The sequence below is a fragment of the Burkholderia sp. BCC1999 genome, from assembly GCF_905339975.1.
Taxonomy (GTDB): Bacteria; Pseudomonadota; Gammaproteobacteria; order Burkholderiales; family Burkholderiaceae; genus Burkholderia.
This window is the reverse complement of sequence record NZ_CAJPHP010000027.1, coordinates 23,120-39,874: the sequence shown is the minus strand read 5'-3', so window position 1 is coordinate 39,874 and position 16,755 is coordinate 23,120. Positions and strand designations below refer to the sequence as shown.

The following is a 16,755-nucleotide window of genomic DNA, read 5'->3' as shown; positions in this document are numbered from 1 at the left end:
CCCATGACCTTTCCCATCGGCGCACCGCGCGAATGGAACGGAGCATTCGAGGAAGCGCTGTTTCTCGACGTGGCGCGACGCCATCGTCCGGGCTTCCCGGCCAAGCTCGCGACACCGCCGCGCGAGCCGCGCAATGACGACGAACTGGCCGCCGTCGCCGACTACTACACGAAGATGGCGTCGCACGACCTGTTCATCGTGCAGGTCGTCGCGAAGGCGATCGACACGCTGTTTCGCGACGATCCGCATTTCCAGCTGATCCTGTCGCGCCAGCTCGGCGACGACGGCGCGCACGCGGTGATCGGCCGCGAACGCGTGACTGAACTGACGGGGCGCGATCCGCTGCCGGAAATCGACCGGCTCGTCGCCGCGCACTGGGCGCGCATCGGCGACATCGCGGTACGCGACGTCGCGGGTTTTCTCGCATTCGAATGGCATTACGAGCTGCACATCCTCGCGAAGCTGTGGATCCAGCGCAAGACGGGCCGCATCGGCGACGGCGCGATGCGCGAGCACGGCGAGAACCGGATCCGGCCGGACGAGGAGTGGCATCGCGTGCAGATCGTCCAGTGGTGGTTCGATACGCTGACGGCGTTGCCGGCCACCGAACGCGACGCGCTGATCGATCGCGTGATCGCGGCGGACGAGGAAACGCAGGCGCGGCTCGACGGTTATCTGCATGACGAGTATGCGCACACCGCACACGTGTTCGGCGCGGACATCGACGAATACCGCGCGATTTACGACGACTGGCGGCGCGAGATCCTGTCGCGGCTGACCGGCCGGCCGCTCGGCGCGCTCGTGCCGCTGTCGGGTGAAACCGTTGCACAGGAAGCCATTGCATGAACGATCCACGCGGCCCGGCGACCTTCGCGCCGGAAACCGATGCACCGGCCGTCGATCGCGAGGCGCTGGCGCGGGTGATCGACGCGCTGCGCGCGACCGCCGCCGCGCGCGACCGCACGGGCGGCCACGCGGCGCAGGAGAAACAGTGGCTTGCCGACGCGGGCTTGCTGACGCTCGCGGTGCCGCGCGCGTTCGGCGGGCAGGAAGCGGGGTGGCCCGCGATCTACGACGCGATCCGGCAGGTCGCGCGCGTCGACAGCGCGCTCGCGCATCTTGTCGGGTTCCAGTGCCTGCAGGTCGTGAGCGTCGACGTATGGGGCAGCGCCGCGCAGCGCGAACGTTATCTGCGCGGCACCGTCGAGCACGGCTGGTGGTGGGGCAATGCGGTCAATCCGCTCGACCCGCGGCTCGTGGCCACGGCGACGCCCGATGGCGGCTATCGGCTCGACGGCGTGAAGGGTTTCTGTTCGGGCACGCGCGGGTCGCAGCGGATGACGGTGTCCGCGCACGATCCGGCAACGGGCCGCACCGTGTTCGGCGTCGTGCCGACCGATCGCGCGGGGATCACGGTCAACGAAGACTGGGATCCGATCGGCCAGCGCCAGACCGATAGCGGCAGCGTGCACTTCGACGGCGTGACGCTCGCGCCGGACGAGGTGCTGCACCGTTCCGAGACGCCGCCGACACCGCGCGCGACGCTGCGCACGCTCGTGTCGCAACTCGTGCTGACGAACCTGTTCGTCGGGCTCGCGGAAGGTGCGCTGGCCGAGGCGCGCGATTACGTGCGGCAGCGTGGCCGCCCGTGGATTCATGCGGACGTCGCGCAGGCAGAAGACGATCCGTACACGTTGCAGCGCTTCGGCGACATGCACGTGCGGGCGATTGCCGCGGCGGCGCTGGCCGATCGCGCGGCCGATGCGTTGCAGCGCGCGTGGGCGCGGCAGGATGCGCTGACGGCCGACGAGCGTGCCGAAGTCGCGCTTGCGGTATCGGAAGCGAAGATCGTCGCGCAGCGCGCGGCGCTCGACAACGGCGAGGCGCTGTTCGATGCCTGCGGCGCGCGCGCGACGGCCGCGTCGCTCGGCCTCGATCGCTTCTGGCGGAATGCGCGCACGCATACGCTGCACGATCCGCTCGACTACCGGCTGCGCGATGTCGGCCGGTTCGCGCTGACCGGCGAACTGCCGCCGGCGTCGCTCTATACGTAAGTGAGCGCGCGCTCCGTCTGCGTCATTGATCGCCGGGAGGCGGGCCTTCCAGCGGTGCGGAGGCATGTGCGGGCGCGGCGGCCAACGGCGTGCCGGTGTCGGTGCCGGCGCGCTTGTACGACGCCAGTTCGTTCGAATAGCGCGCCGTCCGCACGCCGTTCGTGTCGTAGTACTCCTCGACCGACTTGACCCAGCGGCCTACCGCCGGCACGTACCAGAACGCCTTGTAGGTCTTGCCGGTCTGTTCCGCCGTGCCGTTGTTGTGGCTCTGCATCACGATCGTCGACCCGCCCGCGTTGCGGGATACGCCGGACGTGATCGACTGTCCCGGCGCGGCCTGCGCCTTCCACGTGCCTTCGGCCTCGATCTTGATCGCGTCGAACTTGCCGCCCGTCACGGTGACGGTATCGGGGCCGACGACCTTGTAATGCGTGTCGTACGCTTCCGACGCATGCTGCGGATTCGGGTGTGCTTCGCTGTACTTGATCGTCCAGGTCTTGCCGACCGTCAGTGGAAACGCCAGCGGGCGGTTCACGACGGTTTCGGTGCCGTTGACGCTGCGCGAACGGCTCCAGTCCGAATCGACGATCAGCTCGCGCGGCGCCTGCGTCGCGCCGCTTTGCTGCGTTTCGACATAGATGTGGTCGGACGTGGTGCGCTGCACGGAAATCTGGTCGCGCGTCTGGCGCCAGCCGTTCGGGCCGATCTCGACGGTGTTGATGTAGGTCCAGGTATCGCCCGGCTTCAGCGCCGGGGCCGCGATCGATTGGGCGAGCGCGATGCCGGGCAGCACCGCGCAGAGCGACAACACAGCAAGGTTTTTGTTTTTCATGGTCGGGTGTGGGCAAGCCAGCGGTCTCGCCGCCGAGCTTATCAAGCGCACCTTTCATTCGGCATGACATGCGCGGCGCCACGGCCGCTTTCCGTTCGCGTCGAACCGGCGCCCGACGGGGTCATGAATCGCGCACCGGACAACCGGCGTGCTGGACGCCTGAAATGATATGTTATATCGTTGCGATACAATATATCATTCGTTCCTCGACGTCCTCTACCGGAATCGCCCGATGCGTACCGCACTTCATCCGTCCACGCGGCTTCCCGTGACCGTCCTGTCCGGCTTCCTCGGCGCGGGCAAGACGACGCTGCTCAACCACATCCTCAACAATCGCGAGGGCCGGCGCGTCGCGGTCATCGTCAACGACATGTCCGAGGTCAACATCGATGCGGCGCTCGTCCGCGACGGCGGCGCGGGCTTGTCGCGTACCGACGAGAAGCTGGTCGAGATGAGCAACGGCTGCATCTGCTGCACGCTGCGCGAGGACTTGCTGATCGAGGTCGACCGGCTCGCGCGCGAAGGGCGCTTCGACCAGCTCGTGATCGAGTCGACCGGCATCTCCGAGCCGCTGCCGGTGGCCGAGACGTTCACGTTCGAAGGCGAGGACGGCCGCAGCCTCGGCGAAGTCGCGCGCCTCGACACGATGGTGACGGTGGTCGACGCATTCAATTTCCTGCGCGACTACGCGTCGCGCGACAGCTTGCAGTCACGCGGCGAATCGATGGGCGAGGAAGACGCGCGCACGGTCGTCGATCTGCTGATCGACCAGATCGAGTTCTGCGACGTCATCGTGATCAACAAGATCGACCTGATCGACGGCACCGCGCGCGAGCGGCTGGTGGCGCTGCTGCGCGGGCTGAACCCGCGTGCGCGGATCGAGATCGCCGAGTTCGGCAAGGTGCCGCTCGAGCGCGTGCTCGACACGGGCCTGTTCGATTTCGACGCGGCGTCGCGCGCGCCGGGCTGGCTGCAGGAGATGCGCGGCACGCACACGCCGGAGACCGACGAGTACGGGATCCGCAGCTTCGTCTACCGCGCGCGGCGGCCGTTCCATCCGCAGCGCTTCTTCGATCTCGTCGAAAGCGAGTGGCCGGGCGTCGTCCGCTCGAAGGGGTTCTTCTGGCTGGCCACGCATCCGACCGTCGCCGGGTCGTGGTCGCAGGCCGGCGCGGTCGCGCGGCACGGGCCGGCCGGTCACTGGTGGGCGGCCGTGCCGCCCGAGCGCTGGCCGCAGGACGCCGAAGCCGTTGCACAGATCCGCGCGCGCTGGGACGAGCGTGTCGGCGATGCGCGCCAGGAACTCGTGCTGATCGGCATGGACATGGACGAGCCCGCGCTGCGCGCGCGCTTCGACGCGTGTCTGCTGACCGACGCCGAGATGGCCACCGGCCCCGAACACTGGACCACGTGGGACAACCCGTTTCGCGACTGGTCCTGACCTGAACGCGCGCTTCCTGCATCGATCCGGATGGAGAAGGCGCTCCACCGGATTCCGAGCATGAATGCACCCCTTCCCGATGTTTCCCTGACCGATGCCGCGCCGGGCCGACACCCGCTCGAATGGGTCGGCATGCAGGGTATCGACCTGCCCGTCGTGGTGGCCGAACCCGGCTGCCGGCGCGACGTGCATGCGCGCGCCGACGTGCAGGTCGATCTGCCTGCGCCGCATGTGAAGGGCATTCACATGTCGCGTCTGTACTGGCTGCTCGACTGGCTCGCCGACGGCGAAGCGTTGTCGCCGGCCGGCCTGCTGCGTGCGTTGCGCGCGATGGTCGACAGCCATCGCGATTGCGACACGCGCAGCGCGCGCGTGCGGCTGCGCTTCGACCTGCTGGCCCGCCGCCCGGCGCTCGTCACCGAAGGGCTGGCCGGGTGGAAGGCGTATCCGGTTCGGATCGACGCGACGCTTGCCGGCGACGCGTTCGAGCTGCGCGCACAGGTCACGGTCGCCTATTCGTCGACGTGCCCGTGCTCGGCCGCGCTGTCGCGGCACTGGGTCGAACAGGCGTTCCTGACGGCGTTCGGCCGCGAGGATCGCGTGGAGCCGGCGGCGGTTGCCGCATGGCTGAAACAGCATGGATCGGCCGCCACGCCGCACAGCCAGCGCAGCGAAGCCGTCGTCAGCGTGGCGCTGCCCGCCGATGGCGCGACGCTCGGGTTGATCGACCTGATCGATCGCGTCGAGCACGCGCTCGGCACGCCGGTGCAGACCGCCGTCAAGCGCGCGGACGAACAGGCGTTCGCGGTGCTGAACGGCGGGAACCTGATGTTCGTCGAAGATGCCGCGCGCCGCGTGCAGGCCGCGCTGGAAGGTCGTCACGCGAGCCCGCGCATCCGCGTGCGCCATCTGGAAAGCCTGCACCCGCACGATGCGGTCGCCTGGGCCGCGCCCGTTCGAGAAGGCGCCGACGCATGCTGATCCGCAAGCTGTTCCGGTTCGAGAACGCGCACATCGTGCGCGGCTGCAGCACGCGGCGCTGCTCTCATTCGATCCACGGCCATTCGTATCGCGTCGAGCTGCTGCTCGAGGCGCATGCGCTGGATCGCGGGCAGATGGTCTACGACTTCGGGCTGCTCAAGGGCGACGTGCGCGACCTGATCGATGCGTTCGACCATGCGGTGACACTGTGGGCTGACGACGATCCGCGCTACGTCGAGAGCATGCGCCGCCATTCCGAACGCTGGGTGTTGCTGCCCGTGTCACCGAGCGCCGAACAGTTCTCGCGCGTGTTCTTTCGTCTTGTCGACGCGGCGTTGTCCGGCACACGCATGTCGAACGGCGAAGCCGACGTGCGGCTGCATTCGGTCATCGTGCACGAGACCGAGACCGGCTACGCGCAGTGCTTTCGCGACGATGCCTTCAATCCGTGCATGGGCCGCATCGACCTCGACGCGATCGTGTTCGCACCGGCCATCGCCGCGCAGTGGCGCGATCCGGGCCTGTTCGAGCGGCTCAAGCGCGGCCCGCTCCTTTCCCGGCAGGAATCCTCATGATCCGAAAGAACCCGCGCGGCGACCTGCCGCGGATTCATCCGAACGCGTTCGTCGACCCGACCGCCATCCTGTGCGGGCTCGTGATCGTCGAGGAGAACGTGTTCATCGGCCCGTACGCGGTGATCCGCGCCGACGAAACGGATGCCGACGGCCAGATCGCACCGATCGTGATCGGTGCGCATTCGAACATCCAGGACGGCGTCGTGATCCATTCGAAGTCGGGTGCGAGCGTGACGATCGGCCGGCATACGTCGATCGCGCATCGCGCGATCGTCCACGGGCCGTGCAAGGTCGGCGACGGTGTGTTCGTCGGCTTCAACAGCGTGCTGTTCAACTGCACGATCGACGACGGCTGCGTCGTGCGCTACAACGCGGTCGTCGACGGCTGCCACCTGCCGCCGGGCTTCTACGTGCGTTCGACCGAACGCATCGGGCCGGAAACCGACCTCGCCGCGTTGCCGCAGGTAACGGCCGACGCGAGCGATTTCTCCGAGGACGTCGCGCGCACGAACAATGCGCTGGTGCTCGGCTACAAACACATCCAGAACGAGTTCTGAGTCATGGGCGAGTGGATCGGGCGTGAAGCAACCGATGCGCCGAAGCGACGCCACGTCGACCTGCTCGTGCAGGGCGGCATGGTGATGACGCCCAACGGCGCAGAACGGATCGACGTCGCGTGCGCGGAGGGCCGCGTGGTCGCGCTGGGCGCGTTGCACGGTACCTGGAGCGCCGACGTCGTGCTCGATGCGCGTGGATTGCATGTGCTGCCGGGCGTGATCGACAGCCAGGTGCATTTCCGCGAACCGGGGCTGACCCACAAGGAGACCATCGAGGCCGGCACGCGCGGCGCGGTGCTTGGCGGCGTCACGACGATCTTCGAGATGCCCAACACGCATCCGCTGACGCTGAGCGGGCAGGATCTGCAGGCGAAGCTCGATCTCGCGCGCGGCCGCGCGTGGTGCGACTACGCGTTCTATATCGGCGGCTCGGCCATGAACGCCGAACGGCTGCCGGCGCTCGAGCGCCTGCCCGGCTGCGCGGGCGTGAAGGTCTTCATGGGGAGTTCGTTCGGCGATCTGCTGGCCGACGACGAAACCGTGTTGCGCCGGATCCTGCGCAGCGGGCGGCGGCGCATGGCCGTGCACGCCGAGGACGAGGCGCGGCTGCGCGAACGCAAGGCGATCGTGGAAGCGAGCGGCGACGTGCGCGACCATCCGCGCTGGCGCGACGAGGAAAGCGCGCTGGCCGCGACACGGCGCATCGTCGGGCTCGCTGCCGAGACAGGCCGTCGATTGCACGTGCTGCATGTCTCCACGGCGGACGAAATGGCATTTCTTCAACAGCACCGGCGGCGCGTGACGGTCGAGGTCACGCCGCATCACCTGAGCCTGCATGCGCCCGATTGCTACGAGCGGCTCGGCACGTTCGCGCAGATGAATCCGCCCGTGCGCGACCGGCATCATCAGGAGGCGCTGTGGCAGGCTGTCCGCAACGGCGTGGTCGATGTGATCGGCAGCGATCATGCGCCGCATACGCGTGACGAAAAGCGCCGCCCGTATCCGCAGTCGCCGAGCGGGATGACCGGCGTGCAGACGCTGTTGCCGCTGATGCTCGATCATGTGCATGCGGGCCGCCTGAGCCTCGAACGGCTGGTCGACCTCACCTGCGCCGGTCCGGCGCGCATTTTCGGCATCGAAGGGAAGGGGCGCATCGCGGCCGGCTACGACGCCGATTTCAGCATCGTCGACCTGCGCGCGCAGCGGATCATCCGCGACGAGTGGATCGCCAGCGTGAGCGGCTGGACGCCTTACGACGGATGCGCGGTCACCGGCTGGCCCGTGCATACGGTCGTGCGCGGACAGGTCGTCGTGCGCGACGGTGCGCTGAACGGGCAGCCGGCCGGGGAGGCCGTGACGTTCCTCGACGCTTAAATCGGCAGGCGAACCGTCTGCTTGATGCGCTTCAGCGGAATCTCGGTCTCGACGTTGCGGACGCCTTCGATCTGCGTGAGCGTCTCCATCTGGAAGCGTTGGTAATCGTCGAGATCCCGCGCGATCACGCGCAGCAGATAGTCGTAGCTGCCGGCCATCAGATGACATTCGAGCACTTCGGGCGCCTGCTCCATCTCGCGCGCGAAGCGTTCGACCGTCGTCTTGTCCTGGCGCTCCAGCGTGACACGCACGAACGCGGTGAATCGCAGGTCGACGGCGGCGGGATTCAGCAGCGCGACATAAGCGTCGATCACGCCCTGTTCCTCGAGCAGATGCACGCGGCGCAGGCAGGGCGTGGCCGACAGTCCGGCCTGTTGCGCGAGTTCGGCATTCGTCTGATTCGAATTCCGTTGTAACGCACGCAGAATCCGCCGGTCGATCGCGTCCAGTTTGGTTGACATTTCTGACTACCGAAATCGTGAAGACTAGAGAATAACTCCAAGTCGACTGTCTGAAATAGCCAAATACGCATCCAATCTCCACGGAAGGACGCCGATAATCTGACGACCGGCCGGGCGATTCCCGCCCGTCGGCCATCCCGTTCAGGAGCTATCCCATGTCGCATCTATCCTGGCTACCGTTCATCGCAACGTCGCTTCTGATCATCGTCACGCCGGGCCAGGACATGGTGCTCGTGATGTCGCGCACGCTGTCCGGCGGCACGCGCGCCGGCCTCGTGACGGCCGCGGGCGTCAGCGTCGGGCTGCTCGTGCATACGATGCTCGCGACGCTCGGGCTCGGCGCACTTCTTCAGGCATCCGAATGGCTGTTTACGGCGCTGAAGGTGATCGGCGCGCTGTACTTGTTGTACCTCGGCATCACGTTGCTGCGCTCGTCGGGTGAGCTGACGCTCGCGAGCGGCAGCGACGGCGCGCAGCCATCGCGGCTTCGCACGTTTGCGCAAGGTGCACTGTCCAACGTGTCGAATCCGAAGGTCGCGCTGTTCTATCTGGCGTTCCTGCCGCAATTCGTGCCGGCGGGCGCCGCGCATCCGATGCTGTCGCTGTTCGTGCTCGGCGCGACGTTTGCCGGCCTGACGTTTCTCGTCAAGGGGCCCGTCGCGTTGTTCGCCGGCCTGCTGTCGGCATCGATCCGCCGCAACCCGCGCATCCTGACGCGCATGCATCGCGTCAGCGGGGTGGTCCTGCTGGGGCTTGGCGTGAAGCTGGCGCTCGAGCGCCGCTGATCGACGTCCCCTCTACGCGTGCCGCCGGTGCGATGGCGCCGACCGCACGCGTTACTGCGCCGGCAATGCGTCCGCCAGTGCACGCATCGCGTCCACCGTCTCCGGATTCGCCGGAAAGAATGCCTCGATCGCGAGTTCCGACAGCGTCACGTCGACCGGCGTGCCGAACACCGTCGTCGTGCTGAAGAAAGTCAGCTCGCCGGCCGCCGTGCGCAGCCGCAGCGGCACGGCGATATCCGCGAAGTCGGCGCGCGCCGGCGGGTCCCCGGGTTGCCCGGCCGGCGCCGGATACGCGGCCAGTTCGTCGCGCAGCGCATGCAGCGTGCGGTCGCCGCTTGCATCGATCTGCCGCTGCAGACGATGCAGGATGTGCGCGCGCCACTCATGCCAGTTGACGATCCGCGACGCGATTCCATCCGGATGAAGGCTCAGCCGCAACACGTTGACGGGCGGCTGCAGCAGCGCCGGATCGGCCTGCGCGACCAGCGCGCCGAGCATCCGGTTCGCGGCGAGCAGCGTCCAGTGGCGGTCGACCGCGAGCGCCGGGTACGGCTCGTGGCCACGCAACACGGCTTCCACGGCGTGGCGCGCGGCGTCGAGCTGAGGATCCGAAAACGGCCGTTCGCGAAACAGCGGCGCGAAGCCTGCCGCGACGAGCAGCGCGTTGCGTTCGCGCAGCGGCACGTCGAGGCGCTCCGCAAGATGCAGCACCATCTCGCGGCTGGGCTGTGCGCGGCCCGATTCGACGAAGCTCAGGTGGCGCGCGGAGACTTCCGCGTCGAGTGCGAGCGCCATCTGGCTCAGGCGTCGGCGCTGGCGCCACGTGCGCAGCAGCGGGCCGATGCCGGATGCGCGGCTGGCGGACGGGGAGGGCGAATGGACGGCGGCGGTCGAGTTCATGACGCTGATGATAGGCAATCCCGCGCACCTTGGGCATTACCTGCCAGGTAAGCGTCGCGCCGTTCCCCGGGCGTGTCGCCGCGCTGCGTTACCATAGCCCCCGTGCCAACTGAGAGACGACGCCGGACCCGCGATTGAAAACGCATGGGCCGACGCCGTGCATATTTACGACAAGGCATTCCAGGGGAATCCAACAATGAAAAAACTTGCCGTCCGGCTCGCCTGCGTGGCGACGCTCGCACTCGCCGCGACCAGCGGCCACGCGCAGACCGAAGCTGCACAGGTGGAAATGAGGGCCGCTGCCGCGGCCGCCAACGAAGCGGTCGTGAAAGGGCCGACCGACATCGACGTGAAACACGAAGCCGTGCTGAAGCTGAAGGCCGGCGAGTCGTTCGTGCCGGCTGCCGAAGCCGGCCGCTACCTGCGCTCGATGGGCAACTCGATCGACGAATCGAAGCTGGTCGGCCTCGTGCTGCCCGACGATCCCGAGGCCGACTGGATTTCCGTCGTGTCGTTCGAGCCGAGCGGCTATATCCGCGACGACGACGCGAAGGACTGGAAGCCCGACGAACTGCTGAAGAGCCTGCAGTCCGGCACCGAGGAAGACAACCCCGGGCGCAAGGAACGCGGCCTGCCTGAAACCGAGGTGGTCGGCTGGGCGAAGGCGCCCGCGTACGACGCGGCCACGCACCGGCTCGTATGGTCCGCGATCATCCGCGACAAGGGTGCGGCGCCGAACGCCGAGAATGACGGTGTGAACTACCGGACGCTCGTGCTGGGCCGTGACGGCTACCTGTCGCTGACGATGGCGTCGACGCTCGCCGACCTGCCGAAATACAAGGCATCGGCCGACGACCTGCTGTCGAACATCAGTTTCAACGACGGCAAGCGCTATGCCGATTTCAACAAGTCGACCGACCACGTCGCCGAGTACGGCCTCGCGGCGCTGATCGTCGGCGTCGGCGCGAAGAAGCTCGGCCTGCTCGCGCTGATCGGCGCGTTCGCGGTGAAGTTCTTCAAGATCGGCGCGGTCGCGCTGCTCGCCGGCGGCGCCGCGCTGAAGCGCTTCTTCGGGCGCAAGCCGAAGGCGGCCGCGGTGCCGGCCGTCGCCGACGCATCCGACGCGGAGCGCAAGGAATGACGAAGCTGTTGCTGCTGATCTTCGGCGGCCTCAAGCTCGGCAAGGTGCTCGTGTCGGCGGGCACCATGCTTGCGTCGATCGCGGTTTACGCGGTGTTCTACGGCTGGCGGTTCGCGGCCGGGTTCGTCGCGCTGCTGCTGGTGCACGAAGCGGGTCACTACCTCGCCGCGCAGCGGCGCGGGCTCGACGTCGGGCTGCCGACCTTCATCCCGTTCGTCGGCGCATGGATCCAGCTGAAGGAGATGCCGCACGACGCGGAAACCGAGGCGTACGTCGGTCTCGCCGGGCCGTTCGTCGGCACGCTCGGCGCGCTGGCCTGCTATGCGGCCGCGCGCCACTACGACAGCAACCTGCTGCTCGCGCTGTCGTACACGGGCTTCTTCCTGAACCTGTTCAACATGATTCCGCTGTCGCCGTTCGATGGCGGGCGGATCACCGCGGTGCTGTCGCCGCGAATCTGGTTCGCGGGCGTGCCCGTGCTGATCGCGCTGTTCGTGTATCGCCCGAGCCCGTTGCTGATCGTGATGGCGATCCTCGCGCTGCCGCAGCTAAGGCGCGCGTGGCGCTACGATCCCGATGCGCCCGAAAACCGCGTGTATTACGCGACGTCGATCGAGACCAAGACGACTTACGCGCTCTGCTACGTCGGCCTGCTCGCGTTCCTCGCGCTGATGACGTCCGGCGTGCACGACATGCTGCGCGTCGCGCATTCGTCGACCTGATGCAAAAACGGCGGCCGTTTTCTCGGCCGCCGTCGTTTTTCTTTTCCCTCCTTTTCGTCGAACCTCAGGCGTCGCGATGGCGCAATTCGACGCGCTTGATGTCCTTCACGATCACGAGATAGCTGAACACGGTGACGAGCGCGTTCAGCCCGACGAACACGAGCGCGCCGTTGAACGAGCCGCTCGCGCCGACGAGGTAGCCGATCGCGATCGGCGCGACGATGCCGGCCGTGTTGCCGAACATGTTGAACAGGCTGCCCGACAGGCCGATCGCTTCCTTCGGCGCGGTATCCGCGACGACGGCCCAGCCGAGCGAGCCGATGCCCTTGCCGAAGAACGACACGGCCATCAGCACGATCACGAGTGCTTCGCTGTCGACGTAGTTGCAGCCGATGATGACCATCGACAGCGCCATCCCGCCGACGATCGGAATCTTGCGCGCGAGCGTCAGCGACACGCCGCGCCGGATCAGCGCGTCCGACAGCATCCCGCCGAGCACGCCGCCGAGGAACCCGCAGATCGCGGGCAGCGACGTCATGAAACCGGCCTTCAGCAGCGACATCCCGCGCGCCTGCACGAGGTAGATCGGAAACCACGTGAGGAAGAAGTAGGTGAGCACGTTCACGCAGTACTGGCCGAGATATACGCCGATCAGCATCCGGTTCGACAGCAGCTGGCGCACGTAGTACCAGCCGGCGACGCGGCTGCTTTCCGAGCGCAGGCCGCCGGTGCCGCGCGCGGTCGTGCGCACGAGGCCGCCGCCCTGTTCGATATGGTCGAGTTCCGCGCGGTTCACGGCCGGATGGTCGGCCGGGTCCTTCATGACGCGCAGCCACAGGAACGCGAGCGCGATGCCGGCCAGGCCGAGCCACAGGTACACCTGGTGCCAGCCGTACGCATGCGTGAGCCACGCCATCAGCGGCGAGAACACGACGGCCGCGAAGTACTGCGCGGCGTTGAAGATCGCCGACGCGGTGCCGCGCTCGGCGGTCGGGAACCAGCTCGCGACGACTTTCGCATTGGCGGGGAACGCGGGGGCCTCGGCGATGCCGACCGCGAAGCGCATCGCGAACAGCGCGGCGACCGCGAACGCGGCGCTGCCGCCGAGGCCGATCGTGCTCTGCAGCAGCGTGAACGCCGACCACAGGAAGATGCTCGCCGCATACACGCGCCGCGCGCCGAAGCGGTCGAGCAGCCAGCCGCTCGGCAGTTGCGCGAGCACGTACGCCCAGCTGAACGCCGAGAAGATGTAGCCCATCGTCACCGGATCGATGCCGAACGCCTTGCGGATCGGCGTGCCGGTGATCGACAGCGTCGCGCGGTCCGCATAGTTGAGCGTCGTGACGACGAACAGCATCGCCAGGATCCAGTAGCGCACGGCGGTCCGGCGCGCGGTGCGCGCGAGATCGAGCGGAAGATCGCGAGGGGTGGTCTGATTAGGCACTTTAATGTACGTCGTCGTATGACATGGGCCGAAGTTTATGAGCAATAACCGGACGCAGAAACCTCGGGTTTTCCCTCTGGAGGATGACGCGAGACGGTCAGAATTTCGCGGTTAGACTGGCAGCATAAGGATCTTTGGCCTGTCGGCAGTCGCCCGGCCGGCGGTCCAAAACATGAAATGATGTCGGCAGACATCGTATCTTTTGGGCTACAATGAGCAATCCATTCCCGAACCACGGAGCACACCCCATGCAACTGACAGGAGAGATGCTGATCGGCGCCGACGCGGTGGCCGGCTCGGCCGGAACCTTGCGCGCGTTCGACCCGACGAAGGGCGCGCCGATCGACGCGCCGGCATTCGGCGTCGCGACGCAGGCCGACGTCGACCGCGCGTGCGAACTCGCGCGCGACGCGTTCGATACGTACCGCGCGCAGCCGCTCACGGCCCGCGCGGCGTTTCTCGACGCAATCGCCGATGAAATCGTCGCACTCGGCGACGCGCTGATCGAACGCGCACACGCCGAAACGGGCCTGCCCGTCGCGCGGCTGCAGGGCGAGCGCGGCCGCACCGTCGGCCAGCTCCGGCTGTTCGCGCGCGTCGTGCGCGACGGGCGCTTCCTCGCCGCGTCGATCGATCCCGCCCAGCCCGCGCGCACGCCGCTGCCGCGTTCGGACCTCCGTCTGCAGAAAGTCGCGCTCGGGCCCGTCGTCGTGTTCGGCGCGAGCAACTTCCCGTTGGCGTTCTCGGTGGCCGGCGGCGATACGGCGTCGGCGCTCGCGGCCGGCTGCCCGGTGATCGTGAAGGCGCACGAGGCGCACCTCGGCACGTCCGAGCTGGTCGGCCGTGCGATCCGCGCCGCCGTCGCGAAAACCGGCATGCCGGCCGGCGTGTTCTCGCTGCTGGTCGGCCCCGGCCGCGTGATCGGCGCGGCGCTCGTCAGCCATCCGGCGGTCCAGGCCGTCGGCTTCACCGGTTCGCGGCAGGGCGGCATGGCGCTCGTGCAGCTCGCGAACGCGCGCCCGCAGCCGATTCCCGTCTACGCGGAAATGAGCAGCATCAATCCGGTCGTGCTGTTCCCGGCCGCGCTCGCCGCGCGTGGCGACGCGATCGCGACGGGCTTCGTCGATTCGCTGACGCTCGGCGTCGGCCAGTTCTGTACGAATCCGGGCCTGGTGCTGGCGATCGACGGCCCCGATCTCGACCGCTTCGAAACCGTCGCCGCGCAGGCGCTCGCGAAGAAGCCGGCCGGCGTGATGCTCACGCGCGGCATTGCCGATGCGTACCGCAATGGCCGCGGCAAGCTGGCCGAACTGCCGGGCGTGCGTGAAATCGGCGCGGGTGAGCCGGCGCAGACCGAATGCCAGGCGGGCGGCGCGCTGTACGAAGTCGGCGCGCAGGCTTTCCTGGCCGAGCCGGCGTTCAGCCACGAGATGTTCGGGCCGGCGTCGCTGATCGTGCGCTGCAGCGATCTCGACGAAGTCGCGCGCGTGCTGGAAGCGCTCGAAGGCCAGCTGACGGCCACGCTCCAGATGGATGCCGACGACAAGCCGCTCGCGCGCCGGCTGCTGCCGATTCTCGAACGCAAGGCCGGGCGCCTGCTCGTCAACGGCTACCCGACCGGCGTCGAGGTGTGCGATGCGATGGTGCACGGCGGGCCGTTCCCCGCGACGTCGAACCCGGCCGTCACGTCGGTCGGCGCGACGGCGATCGAGCGTTTCCTGCGGCCCGTGTGCTATCAGGACTTCCCGGACGACCTGCTGCCGCAAGGGGTGCAGGAAGGCAATCCGCTCGCGATTCCGAGGCTGCGGGACGGGAAGGCGGAGTGACGGACGGGGACGACTGAGCGCGCGATTTTCGGCGGCCGGTGCGTCGGGGGCGGAGCCAGCACGCAGACACCAAAAGGCGGAAGTAGCCGGTGGGCCGGTTCCGCCTTTTTTGCATGACGGGTTTCGGTGCTGCGGGGTTGGTTCGGTCAGTGAGCGGGGTGGGCGGCGAGTTGCAGGCGTTCGGCCGCAGCCAGCAGACGGCGGTCGCGTGTCCACAGCTTGCTGCCGCTGGTCAGTCGAACCGACGCGAGCAGGTGGGCATCGACGTAACCGATGCCGAGCCCGTAAAGCGGTGCGACGTCGATCATGCGTTGAACTTCGTCATCGGTTGCTGCCGCGGCGGCGGGGAGGTCGCGTAGCGCATCCAGCACGGTTTCGCGATCACGCAAGCTGCCGAGCGCAAGTTCGCCGACGACGAACGGATGGATCAATACCCGTTCGGCTTCCAGCAGCGTGGTGAGCGTTGCATCGCCAGCTCTCAGGTGATCGATCCAGACAGAAGTGTCGACAAGAATCATGCTGGCTCCGATGGGCGGCGCGGAACGGATTCGAGATCGGGTTCGGTGCCGCCGAGGCGAGCCAGCCGTCGTGCGCTTTCACGGGCAATCAGCGCGCGCAGCGCTTCTCTGACCAGCGCCGATTTTTCGGTGACGCCGGTCAATTGCTGCGCTTTCGCAAGCAGGGCGTCGTCCAGCGATAAGGTGGTGCGCATGATCGGCTCCGAAAAGATCGAGACATCAATTATGTCACCGATTGATGTCGATTGTGATGCGGTGCGCCAATAAGATGGCGAGCAGGCGTGGTGTCGGATCGGGGGGCGGCGTGGCGGTACCGAGTGCAAAACGGTCGCAAATGGCGCCTTCCCCGTCTCCCGAATTTCTCCTACAGTAGCGATGCCTCGGGCCGCCCGGCCCGCAGGCGAGCCTGAGAGACCGACAAAAGACAACGAGGGGCCCCTCCAATGAACATCAACAAGCGTGGCGATCACCTGTTCGCGGCCGGATTGTGGAAAGCGATCGGCGACGTCGCGAAATCCGTGCGCACCCAGATCGGCCAGTACAGCGAAGGACGCGTGCTCGCGAACGCGCTGCAGGAATTCCAGCGCGACCTTGGCGGCAGCGAATTCGACGTGACGATCAACCAGGGGCGGCTCGTCACCGGCGCCGACGCACATTCGCTCGTGTTCGGGCAGGCCGTCCGCCGTTTCCGGCAGGACATGGAGGCGCTGGTGTTCGCGCTCCAGTACCGGCGCGGCATCGACGAACGCGACCCGAATCTGCGCACCGAAGCGCTGATGCAGGCGAACAGCCAGCTCGCGACCGCGAAGCAGTCGGCGACGATCACGGTCGGCCGGTTCTTCGATGCGGTCGTCGACCGCGACGTGCTCGGGCAGATCCTCGACGGCGAATCGAATGCGCGTGCCCGCACGGGGGCGCAGGGCCAGATCGAGGCGACGCGTGTGAAGCTGGGGAACGTGCGCTACCGGATCGTCGGGATCATCGCGCAGATGTGACGGCGACGGCATGCATCGCGGCGGATGCGTGCGTCATGGTGGAAAGGAAAGGCAAGGGAAGGCGAAAACGATCGCGGCCGGCGCGTGCCGGCCGCGATGCAGGACTGCCGGCGGCGGCGCCGATGAAAGCGCGCGCCGCCGGCGATACC

Annotated in this window: 18 protein-coding genes; 12 read left to right on the top strand and 6 right to left on the bottom strand. The window is 67.7% G+C overall.

The annotated features are described in order from the left end of the window. The first annotated feature begins 3 nt into the window (after positions 1–3). On the top strand, positions 4–846 hold the full coding sequence (locus tag U5809_RS29925; protein ID WP_322089140.1) for a hypothetical protein: 843 nt from the start codon (positions 4–6) through the stop codon (positions 844–846). Beyond that, positions 843–2,054, top strand: a complete 1,212-nt coding sequence (locus U5809_RS29920) for an acyl-CoA dehydrogenase family protein (RefSeq protein WP_322089139.1) — start codon at positions 843–845, stop codon at positions 2,052–2,054. Before U5809_RS29925 ends, U5809_RS29920 begins: the two co-directional genes overlap by 4 nt. Before the next feature lie 22 nt (positions 2,055–2,076). On the opposite strand, the gene U5809_RS29915 is transcribed toward U5809_RS29920, so the two are convergent. Beyond that, positions 2,077–2,886, bottom strand: a complete 810-nt coding sequence (locus U5809_RS29915) for a hypothetical protein (protein WP_322089138.1) — start codon at positions 2,884–2,886, stop codon at positions 2,077–2,079. Between the two features lie 232 nt (positions 2,887–3,118). Here U5809_RS29915 and zigA point away from each other — a divergent pair, with 232 nt between their 5' ends. From zigA to U5809_RS29890, 5 genes are read left to right on the top strand one after another with little or no spacing between them, the layout of a single operon-like run. Beyond that, positions 3,119–4,327, top strand: a complete 1,209-nt coding sequence (gene zigA, locus U5809_RS29910) for a zinc metallochaperone GTPase ZigA (protein ID WP_282508454.1) — start codon at positions 3,119–3,121, stop codon at positions 4,325–4,327. Positions 4,328–4,387: 60 nt separating this feature from the next. Continuing rightward, positions 4,388–5,308 carry a GTP cyclohydrolase FolE2 gene (gene folE2, locus U5809_RS29905; protein ID WP_322089137.1) on the top strand — a complete coding sequence of 307 codons (921 nt, stop codon included), beginning with the start codon at positions 4,388–4,390 and terminating at the stop codon, positions 5,306–5,308. After that, positions 5,302–5,883 carry a 6-carboxytetrahydropterin synthase gene (locus U5809_RS29900; RefSeq protein WP_322089136.1) on the top strand — a complete coding sequence of 194 codons (582 nt, stop codon included), beginning with the start codon at positions 5,302–5,304 and terminating at the stop codon, positions 5,881–5,883. The genes folE2 and U5809_RS29900 overlap by 7 nt, the downstream gene beginning before the upstream one ends. After that, positions 5,880–6,440: a carbonate dehydratase gene (locus U5809_RS29895; protein ID WP_322081710.1), complete on the top strand. Its 561-nt coding sequence runs from the start codon at positions 5,880–5,882 to the stop codon at positions 6,438–6,440. Before U5809_RS29900 ends, U5809_RS29895 begins: the two co-directional genes overlap by 4 nt. 3 nt (positions 6,441–6,443) lie before the next feature. After that, entirely contained in the window at positions 6,444–7,814 is a 1,371-nt protein-coding gene (locus U5809_RS29890) for a dihydroorotase (RefSeq protein WP_322089135.1), read from the top strand. On the opposite strand, the gene U5809_RS29885 is transcribed toward U5809_RS29890, so the two are convergent. Then, the gene (locus tag U5809_RS29885) at positions 7,811–8,275 is read right to left on the bottom strand and encodes an Lrp/AsnC family transcriptional regulator (protein ID WP_282508459.1); all 465 of its coding nucleotides are present in this window, start codon (positions 8,273–8,275) and stop codon (positions 7,811–7,813) included. The genes U5809_RS29890 and U5809_RS29885 overlap by 4 nt on opposite strands. A 155-nt stretch (positions 8,276–8,430) precedes the next feature. Here U5809_RS29885 and U5809_RS29880 point away from each other — a divergent pair, with 155 nt between their 5' ends. After that, a complete protein-coding gene (locus tag U5809_RS29880; protein WP_282508460.1) occupies positions 8,431–9,060 on the top strand; it encodes a LysE family translocator in 630 nt (209 codons plus the stop codon). A gap of 51 nt (positions 9,061–9,111) precedes the next feature. Here U5809_RS29880 and U5809_RS29875 read toward each other — a convergent pair whose 3' ends face one another. Further along, on the bottom strand, positions 9,112–9,960 hold the full coding sequence (locus tag U5809_RS29875; protein ID WP_322089134.1) for a helix-turn-helix transcriptional regulator: 849 nt from the start codon (positions 9,958–9,960) through the stop codon (positions 9,112–9,114). 196 nt (positions 9,961–10,156) lie between these two features. Here U5809_RS29875 and U5809_RS29870 point away from each other — a divergent pair, with 196 nt between their 5' ends. Together U5809_RS29870 and U5809_RS29865 are read left to right on the top strand one after the other, a co-directional pair. Continuing rightward, on the top strand, positions 10,157–11,101 hold the full coding sequence (locus tag U5809_RS29870) for a DUF2167 domain-containing protein (RefSeq protein WP_322089133.1): 945 nt from the start codon (positions 10,157–10,159) through the stop codon (positions 11,099–11,101). Next, positions 11,098–11,823, top strand: coding sequence for a site-2 protease family protein (locus tag U5809_RS29865; protein WP_322089132.1), 726 nt, complete (start codon positions 11,098–11,100; stop codon positions 11,821–11,823). Before U5809_RS29870 ends, U5809_RS29865 begins: the two co-directional genes overlap by 4 nt. A gap of 64 nt (positions 11,824–11,887) precedes the next feature. On the opposite strand, the gene U5809_RS29860 is transcribed toward U5809_RS29865, so the two are convergent. Further along, positions 11,888–13,267, bottom strand: a complete 1,380-nt coding sequence (locus U5809_RS29860; protein WP_322089131.1) for an MFS transporter — start codon at positions 13,265–13,267, stop codon at positions 11,888–11,890. 248 nt (positions 13,268–13,515) lie between these two features. Between U5809_RS29860 and U5809_RS29855 the strand changes: the two genes are divergently transcribed. Beyond that, entirely contained in the window at positions 13,516–15,093 is a 1,578-nt protein-coding gene (locus U5809_RS29855; RefSeq protein WP_322089130.1) for an aldehyde dehydrogenase (NADP(+)), read from the top strand. 146 nt (positions 15,094–15,239) lie between these two features. On the opposite strand, the gene U5809_RS29850 is transcribed toward U5809_RS29855, so the two are convergent. Continuing rightward, the gene (locus tag U5809_RS29850) at positions 15,240–15,611 is read right to left on the bottom strand and encodes a type II toxin-antitoxin system VapC family toxin (protein WP_060343311.1); all 372 of its coding nucleotides are present in this window, start codon (positions 15,609–15,611) and stop codon (positions 15,240–15,242) included. Then, on the bottom strand, positions 15,608–15,805 hold the full coding sequence (locus U5809_RS29845; protein ID WP_006752328.1) for a type II toxin-antitoxin system VapB family antitoxin: 198 nt from the start codon (positions 15,803–15,805) through the stop codon (positions 15,608–15,610). The genes U5809_RS29850 and U5809_RS29845 overlap by 4 nt, the downstream gene beginning before the upstream one ends. Positions 15,806–16,054: 249 nt before the next feature. On the opposite strand from U5809_RS29845, the gene U5809_RS29840 reads away from it, so the two are divergent. Further along, on the top strand, positions 16,055–16,606 hold the full coding sequence (locus tag U5809_RS29840; protein ID WP_322089129.1) for a hypothetical protein: 552 nt from the start codon (positions 16,055–16,057) through the stop codon (positions 16,604–16,606). Positions 16,607–16,755: the final 149 nt, after the last annotated feature.

Excerpts from the sequence above, each read along its gene's own strand:
- U5809_RS29885 (WP_282508459.1), bottom strand. The coding sequence starts at position 8,275 with ATGTCAACCAAACTGGACGCGATCGACCGGCGGATTCTGCGTGCGTTA.
- U5809_RS29915 (WP_322089138.1), bottom strand. The coding sequence starts at position 2,886 with ATGAAAAACAAAAACCTTGCTGTGTTGTCGCTCTGCGCGGTGCTGCCC.
- U5809_RS29855 (WP_322089130.1), top strand. The coding sequence starts at position 13,516 with ATGCAACTGACAGGAGAGATGCTGATCGGCGCCGACGCGGTGGCCGGC.
- U5809_RS29870 (WP_322089133.1), top strand. The coding sequence starts at position 10,157 with ATGAAAAAACTTGCCGTCCGGCTCGCCTGCGTGGCGACGCTCGCACTC.
- U5809_RS29845 (WP_006752328.1), bottom strand. The coding sequence starts at position 15,805 with ATGCGCACCACCTTATCGCTGGACGACGCCCTGCTTGCGAAAGCGCAG.
- folE2 (WP_322089137.1), top strand. The coding sequence starts at position 4,388 with ATGAATGCACCCCTTCCCGATGTTTCCCTGACCGATGCCGCGCCGGGC.
- U5809_RS29895 (WP_322081710.1), top strand. The coding sequence starts at position 5,880 with ATGATCCGAAAGAACCCGCGCGGCGACCTGCCGCGGATTCATCCGAAC.
- U5809_RS29875 (WP_322089134.1), bottom strand. The coding sequence starts at position 9,960 with ATGAACTCGACCGCCGCCGTCCATTCGCCCTCCCCGTCCGCCAGCCGC.
- U5809_RS29900 (WP_322089136.1), top strand. The coding sequence starts at position 5,302 with ATGCTGATCCGCAAGCTGTTCCGGTTCGAGAACGCGCACATCGTGCGC.
- U5809_RS29850 (WP_060343311.1), bottom strand. The coding sequence starts at position 15,611 with ATGATTCTTGTCGACACTTCTGTCTGGATCGATCACCTGAGAGCTGGC.
- U5809_RS29890 (WP_322089135.1), top strand. The coding sequence starts at position 6,444 with ATGGGCGAGTGGATCGGGCGTGAAGCAACCGATGCGCCGAAGCGACGC.
- zigA (WP_282508454.1), top strand. The coding sequence starts at position 3,119 with ATGCGTACCGCACTTCATCCGTCCACGCGGCTTCCCGTGACCGTCCTG.
- U5809_RS29865 (WP_322089132.1), top strand. The coding sequence starts at position 11,098 with ATGACGAAGCTGTTGCTGCTGATCTTCGGCGGCCTCAAGCTCGGCAAG.
- U5809_RS29840 (WP_322089129.1), top strand. The coding sequence starts at position 16,055 with ATGAACATCAACAAGCGTGGCGATCACCTGTTCGCGGCCGGATTGTGG.
- U5809_RS29925 (WP_322089140.1), top strand. The coding sequence starts at position 4 with ATGACCTTTCCCATCGGCGCACCGCGCGAATGGAACGGAGCATTCGAG.
- U5809_RS29880 (WP_282508460.1), top strand. The coding sequence starts at position 8,431 with ATGTCGCATCTATCCTGGCTACCGTTCATCGCAACGTCGCTTCTGATC.
- U5809_RS29920 (WP_322089139.1), top strand. The coding sequence starts at position 843 with ATGAACGATCCACGCGGCCCGGCGACCTTCGCGCCGGAAACCGATGCA.